Source organism: Paenibacillus pseudetheri, from assembly GCF_924513355.1.
GTDB lineage: Bacteria > Bacillota > Bacilli > Paenibacillales > Paenibacillaceae > Paenibacillus_AQ > Paenibacillus_AQ pseudetheri.
Map to the genome: position 1 here is coordinate 291608 of NZ_CAKMAB010000001.1, position 22484 is coordinate 314091.

Annotated in this window: 15 protein-coding genes; 10 read left to right on the plus strand and 5 right to left on the minus strand. The window is 42.5% G+C overall.

The features are described from left to right. Positions 1 to 6: 6 nt before the first annotated feature. Positions 7 to 696: a Crp/Fnr family transcriptional regulator gene (locus tag L1028_RS01385; protein WP_234530228.1), complete on the minus strand. Its 690-nt coding sequence runs from the start codon at positions 694 to 696 to the stop codon at positions 7 to 9. 80 nt (positions 697 to 776) lie between these two features. On the opposite strand from L1028_RS01385, the gene L1028_RS01390 reads away from it, so the two are divergent. After that, a complete protein-coding gene (locus L1028_RS01390) occupies positions 777 to 1535 on the plus strand; it encodes an HAD-IIB family hydrolase (RefSeq protein WP_234530231.1) in 759 nt (252 codons plus the stop codon). Positions 1536 to 1649: 114 nt separating this feature from the next. Here the strand turns inward: L1028_RS01390 and L1028_RS01395 are convergent, their stop codons facing one another. From L1028_RS01395 to L1028_RS01410, 4 genes are all read right to left on the minus strand, one after another. Continuing rightward, the gene (locus tag L1028_RS01395; RefSeq protein ID WP_234530302.1) at positions 1650 to 2849 is read right to left on the minus strand and encodes an MFS transporter; all 1200 of its coding nucleotides are present in this window, start codon (positions 2847 to 2849) and stop codon (positions 1650 to 1652) included. A gap of 66 nt (positions 2850 to 2915) precedes the next feature. Beyond that, positions 2916 to 3533, minus strand: a complete 618-nt coding sequence (locus tag L1028_RS01400; RefSeq protein ID WP_234530233.1) for a sugar O-acetyltransferase — start codon at positions 3531 to 3533, stop codon at positions 2916 to 2918. 30 nt (positions 3534 to 3563) lie between these two features. Next, the gene (locus tag L1028_RS01405; protein WP_234530235.1) at positions 3564 to 4604 is read right to left on the minus strand and encodes an ROK family protein; all 1041 of its coding nucleotides are present in this window, start codon (positions 4602 to 4604) and stop codon (positions 3564 to 3566) included. A gap of 110 nt (positions 4605 to 4714) precedes the next feature. Then, positions 4715 to 5224 carry a GNAT family N-acetyltransferase gene (locus L1028_RS01410; RefSeq protein WP_234530237.1) on the minus strand — a complete coding sequence of 170 codons (510 nt, stop codon included), beginning with the start codon at positions 5222 to 5224 and terminating at the stop codon, positions 4715 to 4717. Between the two features lie 150 nt (positions 5225 to 5374). On the opposite strand from L1028_RS01410, the gene L1028_RS31590 reads away from it, so the two are divergent. The 9 genes from L1028_RS31590 (at position 5375) to L1028_RS01450 (ending at position 22329) form a co-directional block, all read left to right on the plus strand. Further along, positions 5375 to 5545, plus strand: coding sequence for a helix-turn-helix domain-containing protein (locus L1028_RS31590; RefSeq protein WP_423802995.1), 171 nt, complete (start codon positions 5375 to 5377; stop codon positions 5543 to 5545). Between the two features lie 339 nt (positions 5546 to 5884). Beyond that, positions 5885 to 6409, plus strand: a complete 525-nt coding sequence (locus L1028_RS01415) for an RNA polymerase sigma factor (RefSeq protein WP_234530239.1) — start codon at positions 5885 to 5887, stop codon at positions 6407 to 6409. A gap of 2 nt (positions 6410 to 6411) precedes the next feature. Then, positions 6412 to 7236, plus strand: a complete 825-nt coding sequence (locus L1028_RS01420; protein ID WP_234530241.1) for a hypothetical protein — start codon at positions 6412 to 6414, stop codon at positions 7234 to 7236. Further along, the gene (locus L1028_RS01425; protein WP_234530243.1) at positions 7226 to 8089 is read left to right on the plus strand and encodes an ABC transporter ATP-binding protein; all 864 of its coding nucleotides are present in this window, start codon (positions 7226 to 7228) and stop codon (positions 8087 to 8089) included. Before L1028_RS01420 ends, L1028_RS01425 begins: the two co-directional genes overlap by 11 nt. Before the next feature lie 5 nt (positions 8090 to 8094). Then, positions 8095 to 9222, plus strand: a complete 1128-nt coding sequence (locus L1028_RS01430) for an ABC transporter permease subunit (RefSeq protein WP_234530245.1) — start codon at positions 8095 to 8097, stop codon at positions 9220 to 9222. Between the two features lie 166 nt (positions 9223 to 9388). Next, the gene (locus L1028_RS01435; protein ID WP_234530304.1) at positions 9389 to 12475 is read left to right on the plus strand and encodes a sensor histidine kinase; all 3087 of its coding nucleotides are present in this window, start codon (positions 9389 to 9391) and stop codon (positions 12473 to 12475) included. Beyond that, on the plus strand, positions 12472 to 13584 hold the full coding sequence (locus L1028_RS01440; protein WP_234530246.1) for a response regulator: 1113 nt from the start codon (positions 12472 to 12474) through the stop codon (positions 13582 to 13584). The genes L1028_RS01435 and L1028_RS01440 overlap by 4 nt, the downstream gene beginning before the upstream one ends. 206 nt (positions 13585 to 13790) lie before the next feature. Continuing rightward, positions 13791 to 21056 carry an Ig-like domain-containing protein gene (locus L1028_RS01445; protein ID WP_234530248.1) on the plus strand — a complete coding sequence of 2422 codons (7266 nt, stop codon included), beginning with the start codon at positions 13791 to 13793 and terminating at the stop codon, positions 21054 to 21056. A gap of 202 nt (positions 21057 to 21258) precedes the next feature. After that, on the plus strand, positions 21259 to 22329 hold the full coding sequence (locus L1028_RS01450; RefSeq protein ID WP_234530250.1) for an S-layer homology domain-containing protein: 1071 nt from the start codon (positions 21259 to 21261) through the stop codon (positions 22327 to 22329). The last annotated feature ends 155 nt before the right edge of the window (positions 22330 to 22484 follow it).

Genomic DNA, 22484 nt, shown 5'->3' on the forward strand with positions numbered 1-22484 from the left:
TTTAGGTTATTCAAATCTTATTCCGTTAGACATTTCATCCAAACGCTCCCAGTCGAGTACAACAATTTCTTGTTTAACTTTATATAAGATTTCCATGTCGGTGAGCCGCTGAATGACACGGTTTAAGTGGCGGGGAGTTGTCCCAATTAACGAAGCTATATCTGGGATATAAGGCGTCTGAATTTCTTTTCCAAACTCCCGTTGGAGCTGTATCGTTAATAAATAACTTGCAAGTCGTTCCTCAACAGCGCCTAGTAAGTTCGTTCGTGATGCGGATGTGCAGGTTAGAAGCTTGTAAGAAAGATGTTTCAGCAATAAGTCTTTAAAGCTATGGTTATCCATTAGGTCAGACTCAACCTTTTGTTTCGGGATAAATAAGAGGGTGGTTTGCTGTACGGCTTCCACTTGTGATTGGACTACAACCTCTTGCACGAACTCAATGTCCCCGAATAATGACAAGGGTGAGCAGAAACGTAATAACAAGGATTTCCCCGTTCCCACACTTGAAGAAACCTTAGTACGCCCCTCCACTTGAAAATAAATTCCGTCCAGCTCATCGCCCTCATGCAAAATGATTTCATTCTGCTCATAGACACGTAACTGAATTAAAGCATGTTTTGATGTCGTGAATACTTGATTTAGATTAAATTGGGTAATGTAATGTGCTATAAGATTTGGATCCTGAATAGTTTTCATTGCGTACTCCTTTTTGGACATCGGTCCTTTCTATTATATACGAACTCGTTATTATAGAGAAAAAGGGGAGGATACAGACGATGAAATTTATTTTTGATTTAGATGGAACCATATGTTTTAGCGGCAAACCTTTGAGTGAACGAATCGTACAAGCCTTGGATGAACTTATTGAAAAGGGACATGAGGTCATCTTTGCGTCAGCCCGGCCTATTCGTGATTTATTACCTGTGTTACCTGCCCATATGCATTATTATCCGATGGTAGGTGGGAATGGCGCGTTTATTGCAAAGGGTGGGAAGGTTATTTCGACGATACATTTTGACCCGCAGACTGCGGAGAACATCCTGAATTTGATTCAAGAATTTGATGCAACTTATTTGATTGATAGTCCCTGGGACTATGCATATTCGGGTTCTGATGATCATCCCATTCGAAGAAATGTAGATCCAGAACAACGCGCCAAAAATGTAAGTCCATCTGAGCTGGATGAGCTTGTGAAAGTAGTTATTTTGAGTAGCCGAAACGGGGAACAGTTATTAGATCAGCTACATAGACTACCTGTTGTGATTTATAGACATGGTCAAGAGGACATTATAGATATTAGCCCTAAAGGCATAAATAAATGGACAGGATTACAACAATTAGGCGTAGAAATGCAGCAATTTATCGCTTTTGGTAACGATGCTAACGATATAGAAATGTTTAGACATTCTGCTCATTCGGTTTGTGTTGGAGAACACACAGAGCTTGGTGAATTGGCAACGGAAAAGGTGAGCAATGAAGAGGAGCAAATTGTTAGAAAAATGCGGGAGCTGATGAGTGGGCTGCAGATCGCTTAGTCCATCAACTGATGATCTTGGTCACCGTTCGGTGCAGCACGGATAAGGAAACTCTATGATCAACAAAAAACCTGCCGATTAAATCGACAGGCTTTTTAAGTAATATAGATGAGGTTAGATAAGTTCTTGACGGCGATGTAAATAACGATATAACACACAACCGGATATTGCACATATCGCCGCACATAATCCGATAAAAGCATAACCAGCTTGAAGTCCGCGTAGCAAGCCTGTTTGTGACTCCGCACCATAAAGCCGCTTTACGCCTTCGATCACAGCACCTATAGCATAGTTGCCGATTACGCTACCCACTCCCATTAACGTGACTGTAAATGTGATGGCGGTGTCGCTACCATGTGGATATCTTTTCGCGATAAAAGCCATAACAGTAGGATAGATCATCGCAATCCCGATTCCTGCTGCGGCGAATAGAAAGGCGAGCTTTTCTCCACCCAAAATTGCGGCAAATGTACACAGGGCAGAGAAGGCTGAAAATATGATAAGCGATAGGTTAAATCCAATCTTATCAGTAACGGGTCCGAGCAGGAGTCTTGCTAACGAGAAGCAGAGAAAGAAGGTCGACAGCATCCCAGAGGCAGTAACCGTATCCCACAGGTATGCTTTTTCAAGGAAATTTACGAGCCATCCGCCTACGGCAAGCTCCGACACTACTCCGAAGGAAAGGATAAGAACCATTAGCCATAAAGCAGGATCACGGACAAGCGTTTTTAAGGGAATACGGTCCTCATATGGAAGATCGTCACCCGGAAACGTACTCCGTAAGGCAAATAAAATAGGCAGTAAAGAAAGGCTAAGCATTATTAGATACATTCCGCGCCAATCCAGAATATGACCGAATACACTTACCGTCATCAGCCCTGTTGCCAGTAGGGGAGCTAACGTGGAACTAAATCCGTAAAAGAAATGGGATAAGTTCATCATGGTCCCGGTATTTTTAATGAAGATACGTGCTCCCAGAATGGCAAGTCCAATCTCAAGCATTCCGTTTCCGATATACATCAGGAAGTATGAAGCCGAGAAGAGGGGATAGCTATGTGAGATGTAAATTAGAACGCCAGAGAATATCATGGATGCGAAAGCAATAATACTGACAGCCTTGATCCCCCACTTACGAACCAATACAGCTGTAAAGGAACAGGCGATCAAATAACCTAGTGCATTTAGGGATAGAAGGGTGCCCAGCTGCTTTTCATCCAGACTGAAGTCAAACTGAATTCTTGGAATGGCTGGCCCTTTAATATTTTCCGATATCCCAAACACAATAAACCCCAAAAAGATCGTTGCCAATTGCATGGCATAGACCTTATTAAATCCGCCAAAACGCTTTTTCAACGTGAGAACCTCCAGAATCGGGTATCTTTATTGCTCGGTGTCTCTATAGTACTCTTCTTTAAGCTTTTCCCAGTGTTGTTTATCGTCCTCTGTAATTTCTCTTAGCACTCTGCAAGGATTCCCCACAGCGATTACATTGTCAGGGATATCTTTAGTCACGACGGAGCCTGCGCCGATGATTACATTGTTGCCAATATTTACTCCGGGATTGATAACGGCATTTCCGCCAACCCAGACATTGTTTCCAATCGTAATCGGTGTGCCGAATTCAAGCATACTAATACGAACGTCCGTATCAATGGGGTGGCCAGCGGTATAAACGCTTACTCTAGGTCCAAATAGAACATTCTCACCTATCGTTACTTTTGCTACGTCCAGGATAATGCAGTCGAAATTGGCGTAAAAGTTATTTCCGACGGTAATATTGCTGCCATAATCACAGCGGAAAGGTGGTTCAACATGCAACGACTCACCCGTAGATTCGAATAATTGCTTAAGTAATTCTACTCTATATTGGCCTTGTTCTTCCGTCGTATTGTTAAATAAACGAGTGAGCATTCTAGATCTTTTACTATCTCTAGCTAATTCTTCTCCACCAGCCATGTATAGCTTTCCTGCAATCATATTCTCTTTGTTTGTTGCCATTCGTAATTCCTCCTGAAGTTCTTGTTGGTTTTACCGCCGCTTCTCAACCAGCTGCAACGAATAGGTCAAGCTTTCCAGCGTGATCGCAATTAATCCGTTCATATAGTGATTATCAGGTTGATCCAGCACGATTAAGTGAGGCATATGCTCCTCCGGAATGACTTCCAGACAACTTCGATAAATATGTGGCACATCCACTTGTCTGATTTGATTCCCTGTGAGGGCAATAGTCTCAGGATTAATAACGGCCGTCAATGACGAGATGGTGTGAGCTACCAAAGGGATAAAGGTATCGGTTTGGCCCATATGAATAATTTGCTCTTCACGCGAGATTCCAAAGGGTAAAAAAGAGACTTCACCCGCAAATCTGGTATTGCCTTTGTGAATATGGCCGTCGATCATGATCCCTGCACCGGGAAAAGTTCCTTTGATAAAAGTCACCACAACAATGGTTTTATCCTCTTCATAATCCTGCTGTTTATAGAATCCGTAAACAGTCAGATTCATGTCATTTTCGATCGTAACCTCAATCTCGTATTTCTCACGTAATTGTAATTCTAGAGGAACATCAATTAACGTATAAATATCACAAATATTGATAACGCCTCGGTGATCTAGCCCAGGGATTCCAATGCCCACTGCTTTGATGTTGTTATATTGTTTGATTAGTGTACCCAATAGATGATCGATGGCTGCTGCGTCAACGCACTCTAATTCTAAAAATCCATGATCAACACGCTCACCGACTGAATTGGCCACAGCATAAGTTAAAGATTCTATACCATCTTCTATCTTGGCGTAGATACATGCAATATAAGAAAAATCCACATTATAGATAAATCTTCGAGCCGGCCGACCTCCATTCGAAGCCTCCAGTTCCGTCTCAATGACTTCACCTGTCTCGATAAGCTCATTCAGAATATTTCCGCAAGTGGCAATACTTAACCCGGTGGCAGTAGCAATCGTTGATTTGGTTCCTTCTTTCATTGACTTCAAGGCTTGCTTGATAAGCTCCTGATTGATCTTTTTAACACGAATAGAATTGTTTGCGATTTGGTTTATTGTATTCACCTCTAGACTTTTGAAAATGGTTATTAAAAGTGTTATCAATACTATAACTTGGTGTTTCACAAATGTCTATATTAGTTGAACCTTTTAGATTGTTTTCAAGTTCAAAATGTCTAGCCAATGATCTTATAATAAAAAATCGTCGCATGTAATTCACCATTAGCTGATATCGCATAGCTCGGTATACGTCCAGCTTGTATGTAGCCCATTGAAGTATAAAGGAGGTTGGAAGAGTCACCTTCTCTTGTATCAAGCACTAATAACGATCGGTCTTCCTGCATAGCTCTTTTTTCAGCCTTTTCTATAAGAGAACGTGCAATACCGTTACGACGATAATTAGGGTGTGTCATTAGCTTTGCGATTTCGGCTCGATGCGTTCCGTTTGCTTTTGTACATAAATGTAGTTGTACACTTCCCACGATAATATCATTCATTGTTGCGACAAAAAGGATCACATCGGGCGCCAAAACATTGTGCCAATATAATGTAGAGTCTGACGGATCTAAGGGTGGTAAGAAACCAATGGAGGCTCCATCCTCCACAACCTGTATTAGAAGCTTTGAAAGCTCATCAATAGATTCTTTAATCGTAAGTAATTGTTCGATTCTGACATTGCTAACCATATAAATTCCTCCAGTACTTATAAGTTTCAAAATATAGCGAAATCATAACTGAATACATATAATTTGTATAACGAATTTTATAGATCATAATCATTAATATTTTGAATCATAGAGGGTGCTATCCATGGACTTATCTCAATTAGAAGCTTTTTGGCGGTATGTAAAATCCGGAATTTCACCAAAGCCTCAGAACATCTACATATCTCCCAGTCCGCCGTTTCCGCAAGAATAAAAGCTTTAGAAAACTCCGTGGGCAAGGTGACTCTATCCGAAGAACTGGAGAACTATATCATTTTGAGTGGACCCGGGAGATTATTCTGATCTCCACACAATTAAGAGAAACGCCTATAAGCAGGGAGGATTTTTTTCAGCGGGAGTATTGTCATTTAGAATGGGGAGGTCCGTTTCCGGAAGGGTTTACTAGTATCGTTAGAGCGGGATATGTGCCTATATTTCTCGCTTAAACGCTTACCGTCCTTATAAGGACGCCGAAGGCGTTTATACTTATGTGGAATTATGGATTCTAGTAAAAATGTACATAGTAGGATGCGTCTACTTCATAGGTGATTTCGTTATATGTAGTAGAGTGGAAGATAGGAGGGAATTGAAATTAGCGAGGACAGATGGATCATAGAAGCACAGCAAGGGAATGAAGCGGCAGTGGAGCTATTAATTCGGCATACTTATAGTGATATTTATCGATTTATTAGATGGAAAATACATAATGATGAATTAGCATGGGATCTTGCACAGACGGTTTATGAAAAAGCTTGGGCCAAGCTTGGAAGCTATCAAAATGAGCAGGGGAGCTTTCGGGCTTGGCTAATGGCAATCGCACAAAATGTCTGCATAGACTATTTTCGCAGTAAAAGTACTCGGCAAGCAGAGTTGAACCAAAGCATATCTGATGAGATCACAGTTGGGGAAGATTTTTTAGAAGGCATATTACTTCGTGAAGAGGTTAAGACGATATACGCCGCAATCTGCTCACTTCCAGACGACCAAAGAGATGCACTCTTATTAAGGTATAAATATGAATTTACGTTTACAGAAATAGCTGCTGTAACCCATGAACCGACATCTACAGTGAAATCTAGGGTAAGTCGTTCTTTATTGAAACTACGTGAACTACTTAAGCAGTCCAAGCCCAATGATTTATCTCACCCTTTTAAGAAAGGAGTATAGAAATGAGCACTCAACGTAACGAACAAGACTACATGAAATTGAATTTACAGCACGAGATGACGGGAGAGGAACTGAATGAGATCGTGACACATATCAAGTATATTCCTGAACCGCCGCTACTTGAAGGTTTTGCAGAAGAAGCAATGAATCGATGGAGAAGCTCCAAGCGAGCTTTACCGGCGCAGGAATCTCCAGTTCCTCTATCGGCTCGGCAACAGATAAAGATTCTTTTTTCACAGGGATGGTGGAGAGAGCTTATACTTGGCGTGATCTTGTTTGTAGTTGGATATCTAGTTCTAAGTGTTACAGAGATGGTCAGCTCTATGTTTATTTTGTCTATAGTGGGTTGCATGCCTTTACTGGTGGTCGTCTCCCATACGGCGCGTAATACACTCTGTGGGATGGGTGAACTCGTACGCAGCTTTCGAATCCCTCTGCATAAGTATGTACAAGCACGCTTCCTTATGGCAGGTTTGATTTCAATACTGCTTAACCTTAGTGTCACCGCAATGGCATTCCCAGTATGGGATCATGAACTAGTGTTCCGTACGACACTGTTATGGTTCATTCCAATTCTAATCAACGGGGCAGTAGCGTTAGTCTTATCTGCGCGGTTCCGTAATTTCAGACATTTGACGACTGTGCTTTTTATGCTACCTGTCTTTTGGATGGTTCTCCTTTCCGGAGAAGTGGCAGTGAACTGGATGACCTCCGTCCAATTACTTGGGTTGATGGGTCTAACTGTGCTGTCAGCAGGGATTTTTACCATAGCGATGATCTTCCAATCCAGAGTGCTGAGAAAAGGAGGTTTTCTGATTGGAGCTTAAGCTGCAGGGTATCGAACATAATTTCGGTAAGAAGCGGATTCTGAATAGCATTAACCTTACTATGTCTCCTGGTGTGTATGGCCTTCTCGGTCCCAACGGAACAGGAAAAACGACATTGATGCGTATTGTAGCAGATGTTCTATATCCAACCCGTGGAAAGCTACTGCTGAATGAACAGGACAAAGATGAGATGGGGGACTTGTACCGGGCTCAGGTTGGTTATTTGCCACAAGATCTGGGGATGTACAATCATTTTTCAGCTCGCGATTTCTTGTATTATGTTGCCGCTCTAAAGGGGCTGTCCAAGAAAGAGGCTAGCGACCGTATAGAGGTATTGGCTCAAACGGTGAATCTATCTGGTGAGATGGATAAAAAATGCGGAAAGTATTCCGGAGGCATGAAGCGTAGACTTGGCATCGCTCAAGCCTTGCTTAATCATCCGAGCATCCTAATTCTGGATGAACCGACGGTTGGGCTTGATCCCATGGAGCGCGTACGATTTCGAAATCTGATTTCTGAAATTTCAGCTGAGCGTATCGTTATTTTGTCTACTCATATCGTTTCCGACGTTGATCATATCGCCAAGCAGGTGCTACTGATGGGACGAGGGAAGTTACTACGTCAAGGAACGATTAAGGAGTTGACCTCTGATCTGGAAGGGGAAGTTTGGGAGGCAGTTGTACCTGCACGGATGTTAGCGCAAATCGAAGAAAAGGGGACTGTAGTGAACGTTCAGCAGGCAGATAACGGATTAGCACTTCGGGTAGTTAGTAAAGATCCACCATGTGAGGACGCAAGGCTAGTGACTCCTTCACTAGAGGATGTATATATGCACTACTTTCGGAGGGGATAATTCGCATGAAACGTCTGATCATATTTGAGTTCCGCAAAATTATGATCCCAAGAGTCTGGATTTCCATAGCAGGAGGTTTGGCGATTGCAATTTTCTATTTTGTCAGCTTCTATCCATCCGGTACAAATAGTTTATTGGTTGTAAATAAGGAACAACCTGAGGTTATTGCTGCCCATACAGGACCAATTCAACCAGATTTAGCTCTTAAATACGCACCAAGGCTTAAAGAAGAATATGCCGAGGATAGCGTGGGATCTAAAGAGGAAAAAATGACTCGAATTCTGGAGCAGCGTTATGCAGCTTCGGCTTATAGTCTGGATCTATTCAATAAAAATTTGAACGAGTTAAGAGGGCAGAAAGCGCTGCTGGAGAGGGAGGATCAAGGGTTATATGTATTAAAGGATGTTACGAAAAGACTTTCAATGCTGGAAGGGATTCAGCCGCCCGGATTTTATGTGACGAATGACTGGGGATCTCTGTACAGATTTTTTTCAATCCCGGGTGTAGGCAATATGTTGATAGGGCTGATTCTAGTCTTCGCTTTGTCACCACTATATTCCGGAGAGGCAAACTACAGAATGGATTCTCTTATTCTATCCAGTAAATATGGGAGACTTAAGATTGTTGCTGCAAAATTATTAGCGGGATTTATAGTAACCGTGGGCTTTGTGACGCTTTTTTACAGTGTATGTGTTTTGTTTTCTTGTGTGCCATTTGATTTCGTAGGTTGGAATGCACCCTTGAATAGTTACTTTGCAGGGAGCCCGTATGACTTAACCCAGCTTCAGGGACTGCTCGTAAAATATGCCGTTACCTTGCTAGCTGCATGTGGCATTTTATTAATGACTGCGCTGATATCCGCTTTGCTTCGGAGTAGTCTAAGTTCTCTTGGTCTAGCAGCATGTGTAGTTATGTTGCCTTATTTTTCACTGCCAGGTGTTGTCGGTGAATGGATAGATTTTTTGCCGTCAGGCGTAATGATGAGCACATCCTTAATTGAGAGATATGTATCTTATAATATTTTTGGTACACCTCTATTGCATCTGCCCTTATCCATCATTTCGGTGATGATTATAGGTGTGATTGCCTTGCTACTCCTTCCAAAGGCGTTTGAACGTCGATTAAAGGCTTAAGTTGTAGATAGACGCCTATCCGAGTGCCGATTATACTGAGTAATGGTACAATTTATGAGAGTGATTGGAAGCGACTTACAATCAGGATCTTGAGAGATTTTTGTGAGAGCAGTGGGGTAGAATGATAGAATTACTCGCATAGAGAGGATCCTGAAGGTTGAGAACGATGAAATATCGTGGAATAGTTGGGATGGGGTTGTTTTTTATCCTTGCCTTTTCCCTATTAGTAAGTATTTATTCTCCCACGATTCAGGACCAAGATACCCCGGTGGCCAAGCAGGGCGTACTGGATTTGTCGAGATGGGACTTTGAGAAACAGGGATTAGTTGATCTAGACGGAGAATGGGAGTTTTATGAAAATAAATTACTGAGTCCATCTGAGATTCAGCAAAGTATAGATAAGAAATCTACATATCTATCTGTCCCAGGTACATGGAAAGGCAAGATCATAGAAGATGGGATGGACCGTAAAGGGGCTGGCACTTATCGACTTAAAGTGTTGGTCAAAGATTCGGATGAGATTCTTGGTTTGAAAATAAGAAGTATCCGTATGTCTCAAAAGTTATTTATCAATGGGAAGCAGGAAGGAGAGGACGGGGTTCCTTCGACTGAAAGTGAGTCATTTAGGCCAGGGAATACTCCGTATACTGTATTTTTTCAATCTAATACCCAAGAGATAGAAATTGTAATTCAAGTGTCTAACTTCAACTTTATTACTGGGGGGATCGTGAATTCAATCCCACTGGGTGTGCATACGGATATTACAAAACTGAACAGTATTCAGACGGGTACTGACATTGGAATTATATTGATTCTGGGGATGTTTGGAGCATATCATCTCAGCTTCTATTTCGTTGGGCGTAGAGAAAAGGCCTATTTGCTCAGTGGTTTATATTTGCTTTTTCTTTCTTTGAATAATTCTCTATATGGAGAGAAGATATTTCAACAGTTATTCCCCCATTTCCCTTTTGAATCAACTTACAAGCTATTGGAAATAAGCCAGTTTGTCGGTTCGATTATCATTATTATGTTTTACTGCTCGGTCGAGTCCCGGTTGATGTCAAGTAAGAGGATGAAGATTGTGTTGTCTCCATTTGTCCTATATCTTGTATCGGTTTTGGTGCTCCCGTATGGTGTACATATTCGTATGAAGTATCTATTTGTAACCTATCTTGGAATCGTTATGGTGGTCATCATTGTTAGAATGATCTATTTATATGTTCGCAGCCAGAGCCAGACGACGGATCGAAAAGAACTATTTTTGTTCATTGGCGGTGCGATTTCGCTCCTGATATTTTTCTTTGATGTAAGTCTTTACTCTGAAAATGTTCTGCAGACCGATTTGGTGGGTAAATGCGGAGTCATTGGTTTTATTGTTTTCTTCAATATTATGTTAGCTGTACGATTCTCAAACACTTATGATAAGACGGAAATGCTGTCCCGTCAGTTGCTAATCTCGAACCAGCTTAAAGATGAATTTCTGATGAACACTTCTCATGAGATCAAAACTCCGCTGCATGGCATTATGAATATGACATCCTTTTTATTAGAAGATGGCGAAGATAATCTGTATCCGATACAGAAACAGAATCTTTGGTTAATTAAGGATACTTCTACGAAGCTGTCTATGCTAATTCAGGATTTGATTGATGTTAGTCTTTTGAAGCATGGAGAATTACGACTACAGCAGACAGTGGTTGATCTAAGGGTGGCTTCGCAAATTGTATTTGATGTGTTGCAGTTTGAGCTCGCAGGGAAATCTGTGCGATTAGATAATCAGGTGGAACACGATGTTTGGGTGCTTGCGGATGATAGTCGATTAAGACAAGTCATGTACAATTTAGTTCACAATGCGATCAAGCATACGGATAAAGGATTTATTACCATAAAAGCTTATGTAGAGGGAAATACGGTGTCTGTTACTGTGGAAGATTCAGGAACTGGGATATCCCCTGATATGCATACTGCCATATTTGAATATTTTGAACAAGTCGATAAACCACTTCCACAAGATGGTTACACAGGAATGGGTGTGGGTCTGTATATTAGTAGAAAGCTCATCGAGCGGATGGGCGGTGAGATTCGGGTGGATTGGTCTGAGATTGGTCAAGGCACTCGAATGATCTTCACATTGCCCAAAATCGAGCGGATCCCAGGCTACCGCGAAGTAGCAGCTACAGGGGTGGGGCAGCACGCGCATTTTGAACAGACCTCGCTTGATATAGTGGATCAGAGTGGATATACGATCCTTATTGTGGATGATGAGGCCTCTAATATTCATATTCTGCTGAATATTCTTAGACGTCATCATTACAATGTAATTACGGCGTTTTCGGCGAATGAAGCCATGGACAAAATGGAGCAATACCCGAATGTGGATCTAGTCATATTAGATGTCATGATGCCGGGGATTTCAGGAATTGAATTATGCCGAACGTTGCGGGTGCGTTACTCTATTCTGGATCTACCTATTTTGTTTGCTACAGTTAAAGACGCGCCAACAGATATTGCGCTTGGCTTCAGGGCTGGGGCGAATGATTATATAACCAAGCCATTTGATGGAGAAACGCTGATTGCGAGAATTCAAACGCTGATTGCAATGAAGACATCGATACAGGAGGCGATACGAAATGAGTATGCCTTTCATCAAGCGCAAATTAAACCTCATTTTCTGTATAACGCACTGAGTAGTGTGATTTCTTTCTGTTATACGGATGGAGAGAAAGCCGCCTATTTGTTATCCATGTTAAGTCAATACATTCGTTATATTCTAGATATGGACCGCTCCACTTTAGTTGTTCCTCTGCACCGGGAGTTAGAACTGATTCAAGCTTACGTGGAGATCGAAAAAGCTCGCTTTGGAGAGCGGTTCGATTTTATTTTCAAAATGGATGAGGGCCTACGTTCTGTGGAGATCCCTTCCTTATGCATTCAGCCTTTTGTTGAAAATGCGATCAGACATGGATTATTCGAAAAAGAGGGTCAGGGCAGAGTGTCGCTTACGGTTCAAGCAGGCGGTAGCTATATGAAAGTTATTATCGAAGATAATGGGGTGGGCATGCCAGATGCCCTGCTATATCAATTAACCGGAGACGGGCAGCTGGATGGCAGTATCGGTATCCATAACATTCGAAAGCGTATAGGCGCTATCCCCGGAGCCACCCTTACCATTCAGTCCGACCTTGGGTTCGGAACCAAAGTAACAATGTATTTACCAGCAAGCCTTGGGGGCATGGAGGGAGAAACACGATGATTCGTGTAGTGATTGTTGAAGATGAGGAGCCAATTTTGAATTTGATGAAGGTATTGATCGGCCGTAATTCAGATTATACCATTAGCGGGGCCTTCTCTAATCCATTAGAGGCACTGGAGTGCATGCCTGAGCTACTGCCGGACGTTGTATTTATAGATGTTGAAATGCCAAGGATGAACGGGATCGAGCTGGCAAGCAGAATCCAGAAGCTGATGCATCAGCCGGAAATTGTATTTACAACGGCCTACAAGAATTATGCACTGGAAGCGTTCGAGGTAAGTGCACTAGATTATATTCTTAAGCCGATAACACCCGAAGCGATCAATAGGGTCACTGAACGACTTGTTAAACGAATGAGACCGGCGATGATACTAGAGCCTAAGAAAACGGACCCGATGATCCGCTGTTTTGGTGGATTTGAAGTATGTGATAAAGAAGGGAAGCCCATTCATTTTCGAACACGTAGAGCAGAAGAATTATTCGCTTATTTCCTATGTAATGCAGGTCGTTATATCAGTAAATGGAAAATAATAGATTTGTTATGGCCGGATATGCAGGATGAAAGAGGGGCATCCAACCTGTATAATACGATTTACCTCTTGAAAAAGATGCTAAAAGAAAAGGGCTTCGGCATGGAAATCCGCAAAATGAATGATGGTTATATGCTGGAGACTGGAAATGAAAGTTATGATGCTCTTGATTATCAAAGGTCTCATTTAGAAATGGCTGAAGGAAAACAAAACGCTGCGCAAATGGAGCGGCTTTGTTTTTTATATCAGGGGCCTCTGCTGGATGGGAAGCCTTATCTATGGAAGATTTCGCTGGAGGAAGCTTATTGCAAGCATTTTACAACCTGGACTCGATTGCTGGTGGACAGTGATTGTGCTTCTCAGGACTGGCATAAAGCGGAGCAACGACTAGAAAAGTTCTTAAGCTTATATCCACTGCATGAAGAAATGAACCAGCAAATGATTGATATTTATGCCAAACTCGGAAATAAAGAAAAGATCGCACGACTTTATGAGAAATTCGAGGGTGCTTATCGTACTGAGCTGGGACTGGTCCCTTCAGCAGAGTTTAAAGAGCGTGTAGCTGCATATCTAGTCTGAAATTTTAATAAAAAGAGAAAGCAGAGGGAGAAATCTCACTGCTTTTTTTGTGTTTTTCGGCATTACCCGACAATTTGTGAGATTTTGGTGAGTTAGGGTTGATATGATTTCTTAAACATGGGAGTAATAAAATACATAGGAAAGAAGTTGAGAGTGTGCTTCGATTAGTCAGGTCCAAGAAAGCTATAAGCATTTTATTATTGGTATTGCTGGTCAACATTTGCTCGTCCCTTTTTATTAGGGAAGGAGGGCGTGTATATGCGGCTGAGGATAGCTCAGTTCAGGTATTTAATAAAGCGTACATTACTAGCTTTTCTAATGGCACCGTTGATGTTGTAAATCTGTCGGATCTCACGGTGGAAAAAGCGAAGATCAAAGTGGGGAAGACACCCAACAGTGCTGCCATAAATCCGGATAAAACACAGGTATTTGTAACGAACCGGTTAGATAATACCGTTTCAGTTATTGACCCAGTAACGGATACCGTTAGTACTACACTTGCGGTTGGGAAGGATCCGAATGGGGTTGCCTTTAATCGGGATGGAAGCAAAGCCTATGTGGCCAATAAATTTGACGGTACACTTTCGGTTATTAATACGAGAACACTTGAGGTCGTTGATGTAATAGCAGCGCCAGGTGAGCCTGTTGCAATGGTTGTAATTGGGGATAAGCTTTATGTAACAAGGCATGAAGCGGGTATGGTTTCTGTTGTAGATATGCTAAGTGATTCAGTAATTTCGGAGATTTCTGTAGGGCAGCGTCCATTTGGACTTTCAGTTAATGCCGCAGGCACCAAGATTTATGTAGCTAATCAGGGACATGAACAACAACCGGGATCAGTGTCCATTATCGATACGGCAACCGGAGTTAAGGAAGCCGATGTAACGCTTGGTAAGGAAACCTCTGCGACAGAAGTGAGTCCAGATGGCAGTAAAGTGTATGCGGTAAATACATATGACAATACGTTGTCGGTGATCAATACGGCCACTCTTGAAGTGGAATCCACAATTTCTGTTGGTGGTAATCCATACGTTATTGGTCTTTCCAAAGATGGTCTTCAAGCGTACACCGTTAATTATACTTCGGATAATATGAGCGTAATTGATACAACTACGAACTCAGTTATTAAGACGATACCACTCAGCCCAGGACCTTATATGGTAGGTACCTTCATGGTTCCTGTAGCTGTAGCTGTCAATACAGACCCCGGGAATAGTGGTGGTCCAGAGGATAAAGAAGCGCCGATAGTATCGACATATGCCCCTGAGAAAAATGCGCAGAATGTGAAGGTCGATACAGATCTTACGTTGACTTTTAATGAGGGTGTAAAGGCAGTTTCCGGTAAAAGCATATCGATTTGGAAACCGCAAGTCACTTCTAATGCTGGTGGTTCCGAATATCCAGAACTGCTTGTAAGCTCAACCAAAGTTGAGACGATCGCCGCTGATGATACAAGTAAAGTGACGATTTCGAATAATATAGTAAAGATCAATCCAGGTACAGATCTAGATTATAAGACGAATTATTTCGTGAAGATCGACCCGGCAGCGTTTAAGGATTCAGCAGGTAATCTCTATGAGGGATTGAATGGAGAGATAGAGATTCTTGATGGCCAAGTACATGTGCGTGATGGCTTCACGGCTGCTGAGGTATGGGATTTCAAAACAGGCGCCAGTAATGATACCACTGCACCTATAGCAACAGAGTTCTCTCCTGCGAAAAAAGAACTGAATGTAGCAGTCGATGCTAATTTGACGCTTACATTTAGTGAAAATGTACGTGCGGGAAGGGGAAAATTTATAAGGATTATGGAACCGGGAACAATGTTCTCGGATGGATCATCTAACAATTATACAGAGGCTGTCGAGTTCGAACGGATTTCCACGAGTGATACTACAAAAGTGACGATTTCGGGCAATAAAGTTACGATCAATCCGGCAAAAAACATGGCAAATAATAAATATTATTATGTGACCATGGATAGTGGAGCTTTCCAAGATACTTTCAATAATGATTATGTTGGGATTGCCACTTCGGTACAGTATATTAATAATGTACTAATGGAGATTGGCACAGCTCCGTGGTATTTCAAAACCGGAGCCCCAGCTGATCTAGTCGCGCCAACGGTAGTGGGATTGACTCCTACCAATGATGCCAAGGATGTTCCAGTGAATACCAACCTCGTATTGGCGTTCAGCGAAAATATCAAGGTGACTGGTAAAACGATCAAAATTCTTAACAAGGCAGACGACAGTGTTATAGAGACGATTACAGCGAGTGATCCTACGAAAGTTACAGTATCTGGAAACAAAATAACGATTAAGCCTGCTACAGATTTGACGTATGGTACTGGGTACTACGTGCAGATTGAAGCTGGAGCCGTTCAAGATATCGCAGGTAATAGCTATGCAGGTATCAGTGGCAAGACAAAATGGAACTTCACAACAGTGGCACCAGATGAAACTGCTCCAACAGTGACCTCTTTGGCACCCGCTATTAATGCAACAAAAGTACCTCTGAACACGGAACTCACTGTCACGTTCAGCGAGAAAGTAAGGGCATTAGTGGGGGAAGAAAAATATATTAGAATCATGTCACCGGGTAGTGCTTTTTATTCTGAAGATTATTATGAATCTCATCCCCCTGAAGAGGTAGAATTGATTGCTATTGATGATACTAATAAAGTAACAATCACAGGGAACGTGGTAACGATTAAACAGACCAAATTGGATTATGGCCAAGAATACTATGTAACCATTGATCAAGGTGCTCTGGAAGACTTGGCAGGTAACCTCTATGAAGGTCTGAATGGCCATGCGCAATATGAGCAGTACGCAGGTCAATCTGGGATAATCAAGAATGTAATGGAAAACACATGGATTTTTGAAATGGTAGCTAGACCAGACACTACACCCCCAATAATAAAGACGTTTATGCCTCTCAATAACGCGTCAGAGGTTGCGGTCGATACGAACCTTGGGTTGACGTTTAGTGAGAAGGTAGTTCCAGTTACTGGCAAAAACATCTCGATTCGTAAAACGTCCGATGATAGTGTGGTTGAAACTATCGCAGCTAACGATACGACTAAGATAACGTTATTAGATGGGAAAGCAACTCTTACGTTGTCGTCCAGCTTGGCAGCCGGAACAGGTTATTACGTGCTGATCGAAGCGGGTGCTTTTAAAGATGAAGCTGGCAATTTGTTTACAGGCATTACTTCTAAAACAGGCTGGAGATTTACTACAGCTGCGGAAATTGCAAAAGGACCTACTGTAATATCACTATCGCCTGCTGATGAGGTAACAAATGTTGGGGTGGACTCCAGTTTGAAGCTTTCATTTAGTGAAGATGTACAAGGAGTGGCGGGCAAAAAGGTTATGCTCAAAAAGGAGCTCGATAACAGTACTGTTTATGCGTTTGATATGGGCGATATAACCAGTGTTAGCGTCTCGGGCAAAACAGTGACGATCAATCCTTACTTGATGCTGTCAGATCATGACGGAAAATATATGGACTACAATACGAAATATTATGTACAGGTTGATGCCGGAGCAATAAAGGATGCGAAAGGTAACGCTTTTGCAGGGATTACGGATAAGACCACTTGGAACTTCACGACAGGATTAGCTCCAGATAAGACGGATCTTACGGCTACATCATATTCGCCGGTAAAAGGGGCTACGAATGTAGCAGCGGATACCAGTTTGAAGCTGACATTCAGTTCAACTGTTCAAGATGTGTGGGGTAAAAAAATTGAAATTCGCAAGAAATCTGATGATAGTGTTGTCTACAGCTTCGAAACAGGTGCTATGGGCGTCACTGTATTGGGTAACACCGTAACGTTTAATCCAATGATTGTAACGCCTGGCAACGGTGTGAAAGTGGGCTATCTACAACCAAGTACAGAATATTATGTCCTTGTTGCAGCTGGGGCGTTTAAGGATGCTGCCGATAACAAGTACGCTGGAATTACGGATAAAGCAGCTTGGACTTTTACGACTGAACAAGATACGGATGGGGACGGTATCCCAGATAGCTTAGATCCATTCCCAACCGACCCAACAAAGCCAGGTAACGGTGGTGAACTGGATACAGATGGAGATGGTATACCAGATAGCCTAGATCCAGACGATGATAACGATGGTCTGACGGATGAACAGGATATCGTGCTCGGAACAGATCCGAAAAAGGCGGATACAGACGGCGATGGAATCAACGATAAGGATGATCCGTTCCCAACGGATGCAACGAAACCGGGAAAAGTCGGTGATGAGCTGGATACAGACGGAGATGGTATTCCGGACAGTCTAGATCCAGACGACGATAATGATGGCCTGAGCGATGAACAGGAACTCATTAACGGAACTAATCCGAAGCATCCCGATAGCGATCATGATGGAATCAATGATAAGGATGATCCATTCCCAACCGACCCGACAAAGCCAGGTAACGGTGGTGAACTGGATACAGACGGAGATGGTATTCCAGATAGTCTAGATCCAGATGATGATAACGATGGTCTGACGGATGAACAGGAAATCGTGCTCGGAACAGATCCCAAAAAGCCGGATACAGACGGCGATGGAATCAACGATAAGGAAGATCCATTCCCGACGGATGCAACGAAACCGGGAAAAGTCGGTGATGAGCTGGATACCGATGGAGATGGCATTCCGGACAGTCTAGACCCAGATGATGATAATGATGGCGTGAGTGATGAACAGGAACTCATTAACGGAACCAATCCGAAGCATCCAGATACAGATCATGACGGAATCAACGATAAAGATGATCCATTCCCAACCGACCCGACGAAGCCAGGTAACGGTGGTGAACTGGATACAGACGGAGATGGTATTCCAGATAGTCTAGATCCAGATGATGATAACGATGGTCTGACGGATGAGCAGGAAATCGTGCTCGGTACAAATCCGAAAAAGGCGGATACAGACGGCGATGGAATCAACGATAAGGATGATCCATTCCCAACGGATGCAACGAAACCGGGAAAAGTCGGTGATGAGCTGGATACAGACGGAGATGGTATTCCGGACAGTCTAGATCCAGATGATGATAATGACGGTCTAACCGATGAACAAGAAATCGTGCTAGGCACCAATCCGAAGCATCCCGATACCGATCATGACGGAATCAACGATAAGGATGATCCGTTCCCAACGGATGCAGCGAAACCAGGAACAGTAAATGGTGAGTTGGATACGGATGGAGACGGCATTCCGGACAGTTTAGATCCAGATGATGATAACGACGGCCTGACCGATGAACAAGAACTCCTTAACGGAACAAATCCGAAGCATCCCGATACCGATCATGACGGAATCAATGATAAGGACGATCCGTTCCCAACGGATGCTACGAAGCCATCCTTAGGTAATCTAATAAATGATTACAATAAGTTGGATATTATCTATGGTGCAGGGGATCATGCGAAGCATGTGACCAAAACATTATATTTGACTGAAAAAGGTTCTTCCGGAAATACATCAATCACTTGGGAATCAAGCAAACCGGATGTCGTTAGTGCAACGGGTAAAGTAGTTCAGCCTGGACCTGATGAAAGTGATATCGAAGTCACTTTAACTGCAACGATTCTTGACAAAGAGACTGGTGAAAAGCGCACAAAGACATTTAAAGTGACCATTGTCAGAATGTCAGATGAAGATGCTGTTAGAGATGCTGCTAAAGCATTAGGGGTAGATAAGGCTTTTAAATTTTCGGATGGAGATACTTGGGAGTCGGTTACAAATGAATTCTTGTTGCTTGGTACAGGAAAACATGGAACGAAGATAACATGGACCTCGACCAATATCGATGTTCTTAAGCTATCCAGCAAAGATGGTGAGGAACATGGTACCGTGAACAGACCTGAAGTGGGTGATAAGAATGTAATTGTTACCGCTACAATCTCTAAGGGTACCGCCAAAATCACAAAGAGTTTCCTTCTGGTAGTTACTAACAAGAACATAGTGAAGGAAAAAGAAAATACACGCCAAGAGAGCGGAAGAACGGCTGATGTAAAGACAAACGCAAATGACATGATTCACACGGAGAGTCTGAACATACTCAGAACAACGCTCAGCAATCAGGTTAAGATTGATACTGTTATCGTTGATCCGTCAAAAGTGGAAAGTCTGACGAATTCTTTTAATCCTCAGGAGGGAGATATTGAAAACCGGACGCTAACTGTTGAGATTAAGCAGCAAGCGGATGATAAGGCAGATGAGATTGCCATAGAGATTCCGGCTGCAGCGGTTTCGGCACTGGCTGACAGAAATGCGGGTATGAATATCTTTACTGATGAAGGTTCTGTAAAGTTAAGTCAGGAAGCTTTAAAAGACGCAGCGGCTAAGGGTACAGATCTTTATTTCCGGATTGTACCGATTAAGAACGTACAAGAGGATAGTGAGGCTAAAAAAGCAGCGAATACTGACCCTAAGGTTACGTTAGCCGCTGCAGGGAATCAGATTAACTTACTGGGTCTGCCAAGAAAGATCGAAACTAACTTTGGCGGATTTACCACAAAGGTTGTTCTCCCATTAAGTGGAGTTACTATTCCAACTGAGAATAGACAAGCTTTCCTAGACGCTTTAAAGGTGTTCATCGAACATACGGATGGCACGACAGAGTTGGTATCAGGAACTATTCAATATGAGAACGGCGTAGCAAAAGGGATCCAATTTGAGATTTCGAAGTTCAGTCGTTTTCAAATCGTGAGTTTCTCCGCTCAGCCGAATAAAGAGAATAATTCGGAAGGAACGAACACGTCCGGTGGCACTACAATCACTAATCCTACTAAAAATAGTGGCACGGACAAGGAACAACCTAACAATCCAAATATAGTCCATGAATCGCATAAAGGATATATTTTAGGCTATGCGGATGGCAGCTTCAACCCGGAACGAATGATTACCCGTGCAGAAATGGCAACGATTTTGGCACGGTTATGGGGTAAGAATGAAGCACAAGTTTCCTCATCTTATAAAGATGTAGATACAACTTATTGGGCTTTGCAGTCTATTAGTATAGTTACAGCACAAGGATTAATGAAAGGGTATGCGGATGGCAGCTTTAAGCCGAATCAGCTAATTACTCGTGCAGAAATGGCTATCATTGTAGAGCGCTTGCTGGATAATGCACAAAGTGGGACCAGCAGCTTTAAAGACATTAATAGTGGACATTGGGCAAAAAATGCGATTGATGGGGCCAAAGCAGCTGGTATTATCAACGGATATTTGGATGGAACATTCCGTCCGAATCAAACATTAACTCGTGCAGAAGCCGTTGTGATGATTAACAGACTTTTGGGCAGAGGACCATTGCTTGGAGCACAGCAGAAGTGGAAAGATGTTAATGATACGCATTGGGCGTATGGACATATTCAGGAAGCAAGTATGGACCATTCGTTTGAGAAGCAAACATCTGGCGGGGAGCAATATATTCCTGCGAACTAATTGAGGGAAAGACAATCATTATAAAAAAATCCTCTTACGTTATACAGTAGCTACACACTGTTAGCCGTAAGGGGATTTTTTGCATAGATAATTTAGAATTTCTGAATTTCTGCTATTCACCCGATAATAACTGTAGAGGATTAACAAATAGAACTTTAATAGGAAAAATTCAAAGCATGTGAAGGGATTGTTACACTTGAAGATGACGAAGATATGGGTGTTAAGCCTTATCGCGGGGACAATTATGATATGCGGCAATGTAAGCTATGGAGTTAACGCTGGCAAGATAACGTATGAGGACACTGGGGCTTATGGAGATGTGGATGAGGACGCTGAGGAGAATCTGGAATCTCCGCTGTTCCCGGATGTTCAAGGCCACTGGGCCGAGCCTTTGGTGCGATGGGCGATCAGCAACCAATGGATGGTTGGTTATGAGGATGGCAGCTTCCGACCGGATCAGTCTATTACAGAAGCGGAATTTCTGAAATTGTATTATCTTTCTTTCGGTTATCCTAAGGCTACTAGCATAAGTGAAGAATGGACCGCTGCACCGTATAGAATGGCTAAGTGGTGGAATCATCCAGTTACTGGACTACAATATCAAGTGGCAAGATCGACTCCAATCACAAGAATGGCCGCCGCAAGGTTAGTTGCTTCCGGTCTAGGAGTGAATTATAACGACGCAGATTCAGTGGTCTTTTTGCTGGGTAATGCCCTACTCCCACTTCCCGAAGAGCCAGCATTAGTAGGCTTTAAAGGAAACCTCCCGCTTACAAGAGCAGAGGCTATTCAATGGATGAGGATGCTCAAGCTTAAGGGAGTATATACCGTAACTACTCGTCCAGAAGAACGATCAGACCGTAATCTATTACCTCCATTACCGGAACAGGGTACTGGTTTAAAGGATTTTGAAGCAGTTCCTGTTACTGATCGTGATTTTGGAATAGCTGATAGTGAACGTAATCTTATTATTGATTTTGGTAGTTCTAGATGGTTAGTAGAAGAGCATTATGGGGATTCAACAGGTCAAGATGTGTTCAACAATGAAATGTATAAAGAGATATATGTTCATTATGATAAAGCAGGTCGGTTGAACTCTTGGAAGATAGACACGGATATTGAGAGCGGTGAGCTAAAACACATAGGTACATTGGGCAATATTCGGCCGGGAGTAAGTACATTGGCAGATGTACTAGAGGAATACGGTACATACGTTGCAGTGGGTGGCGACTACGGAATTATTGCGAGTTATTGGTTCGAGAACAAGGATTGAGTGTATGAGCCTCGTTTGTCACCTTTCGAAATGGAGAATTTGGAGGGTGGGTTCTACATCGGATTCATTATTGATAAACAAACGCTAAAAGTTCAAAGTATTCTGGTTGCTACAGCTCAACAAGCAATGTATCCTTCGGATAATTGATGAATTGT

Bases quoted from the DNA above. Each gene is read 5' to 3' on its own strand.
- L1028_RS01385 (WP_234530228.1), bottom strand. From the start codon at position 696: ATGAAAACTATTCAGGATCCAAATCTTATAGCACATTACATTACCCAA.
- L1028_RS01390 (WP_234530231.1), top strand. From the start codon at position 777: ATGAAATTTATTTTTGATTTAGATGGAACCATATGTTTTAGCGGCAAA.
- L1028_RS01395 (WP_234530302.1), bottom strand. From the start codon at position 2,849: ATGCAATTGGCAACGATCTTTTTGGGGTTTATTGTGTTTGGGATATCG.
- L1028_RS01400 (WP_234530233.1), bottom strand. From the start codon at position 3,533: ATGGCAACAAACAAAGAGAATATGATTGCAGGAAAGCTATACATGGCT.
- L1028_RS01410 (WP_234530237.1), bottom strand. From the start codon at position 5,224: ATGGTTAGCAATGTCAGAATCGAACAATTACTTACGATTAAAGAATCT.
- L1028_RS01420 (WP_234530241.1), top strand. From the start codon at position 6,412: ATGAGCACTCAACGTAACGAACAAGACTACATGAAATTGAATTTACAG.
- L1028_RS01430 (WP_234530245.1), top strand. From the start codon at position 8,095: ATGAAACGTCTGATCATATTTGAGTTCCGCAAAATTATGATCCCAAGA.
- L1028_RS01435 (WP_234530304.1), top strand. From the start codon at position 9,389: ATGAAATATCGTGGAATAGTTGGGATGGGGTTGTTTTTTATCCTTGCC.
- L1028_RS01440 (WP_234530246.1), top strand. From the start codon at position 12,472: ATGATTCGTGTAGTGATTGTTGAAGATGAGGAGCCAATTTTGAATTTG.
- L1028_RS01450 (WP_234530250.1), top strand. From the start codon at position 21,259: ATGACGAAGATATGGGTGTTAAGCCTTATCGCGGGGACAATTATGATA.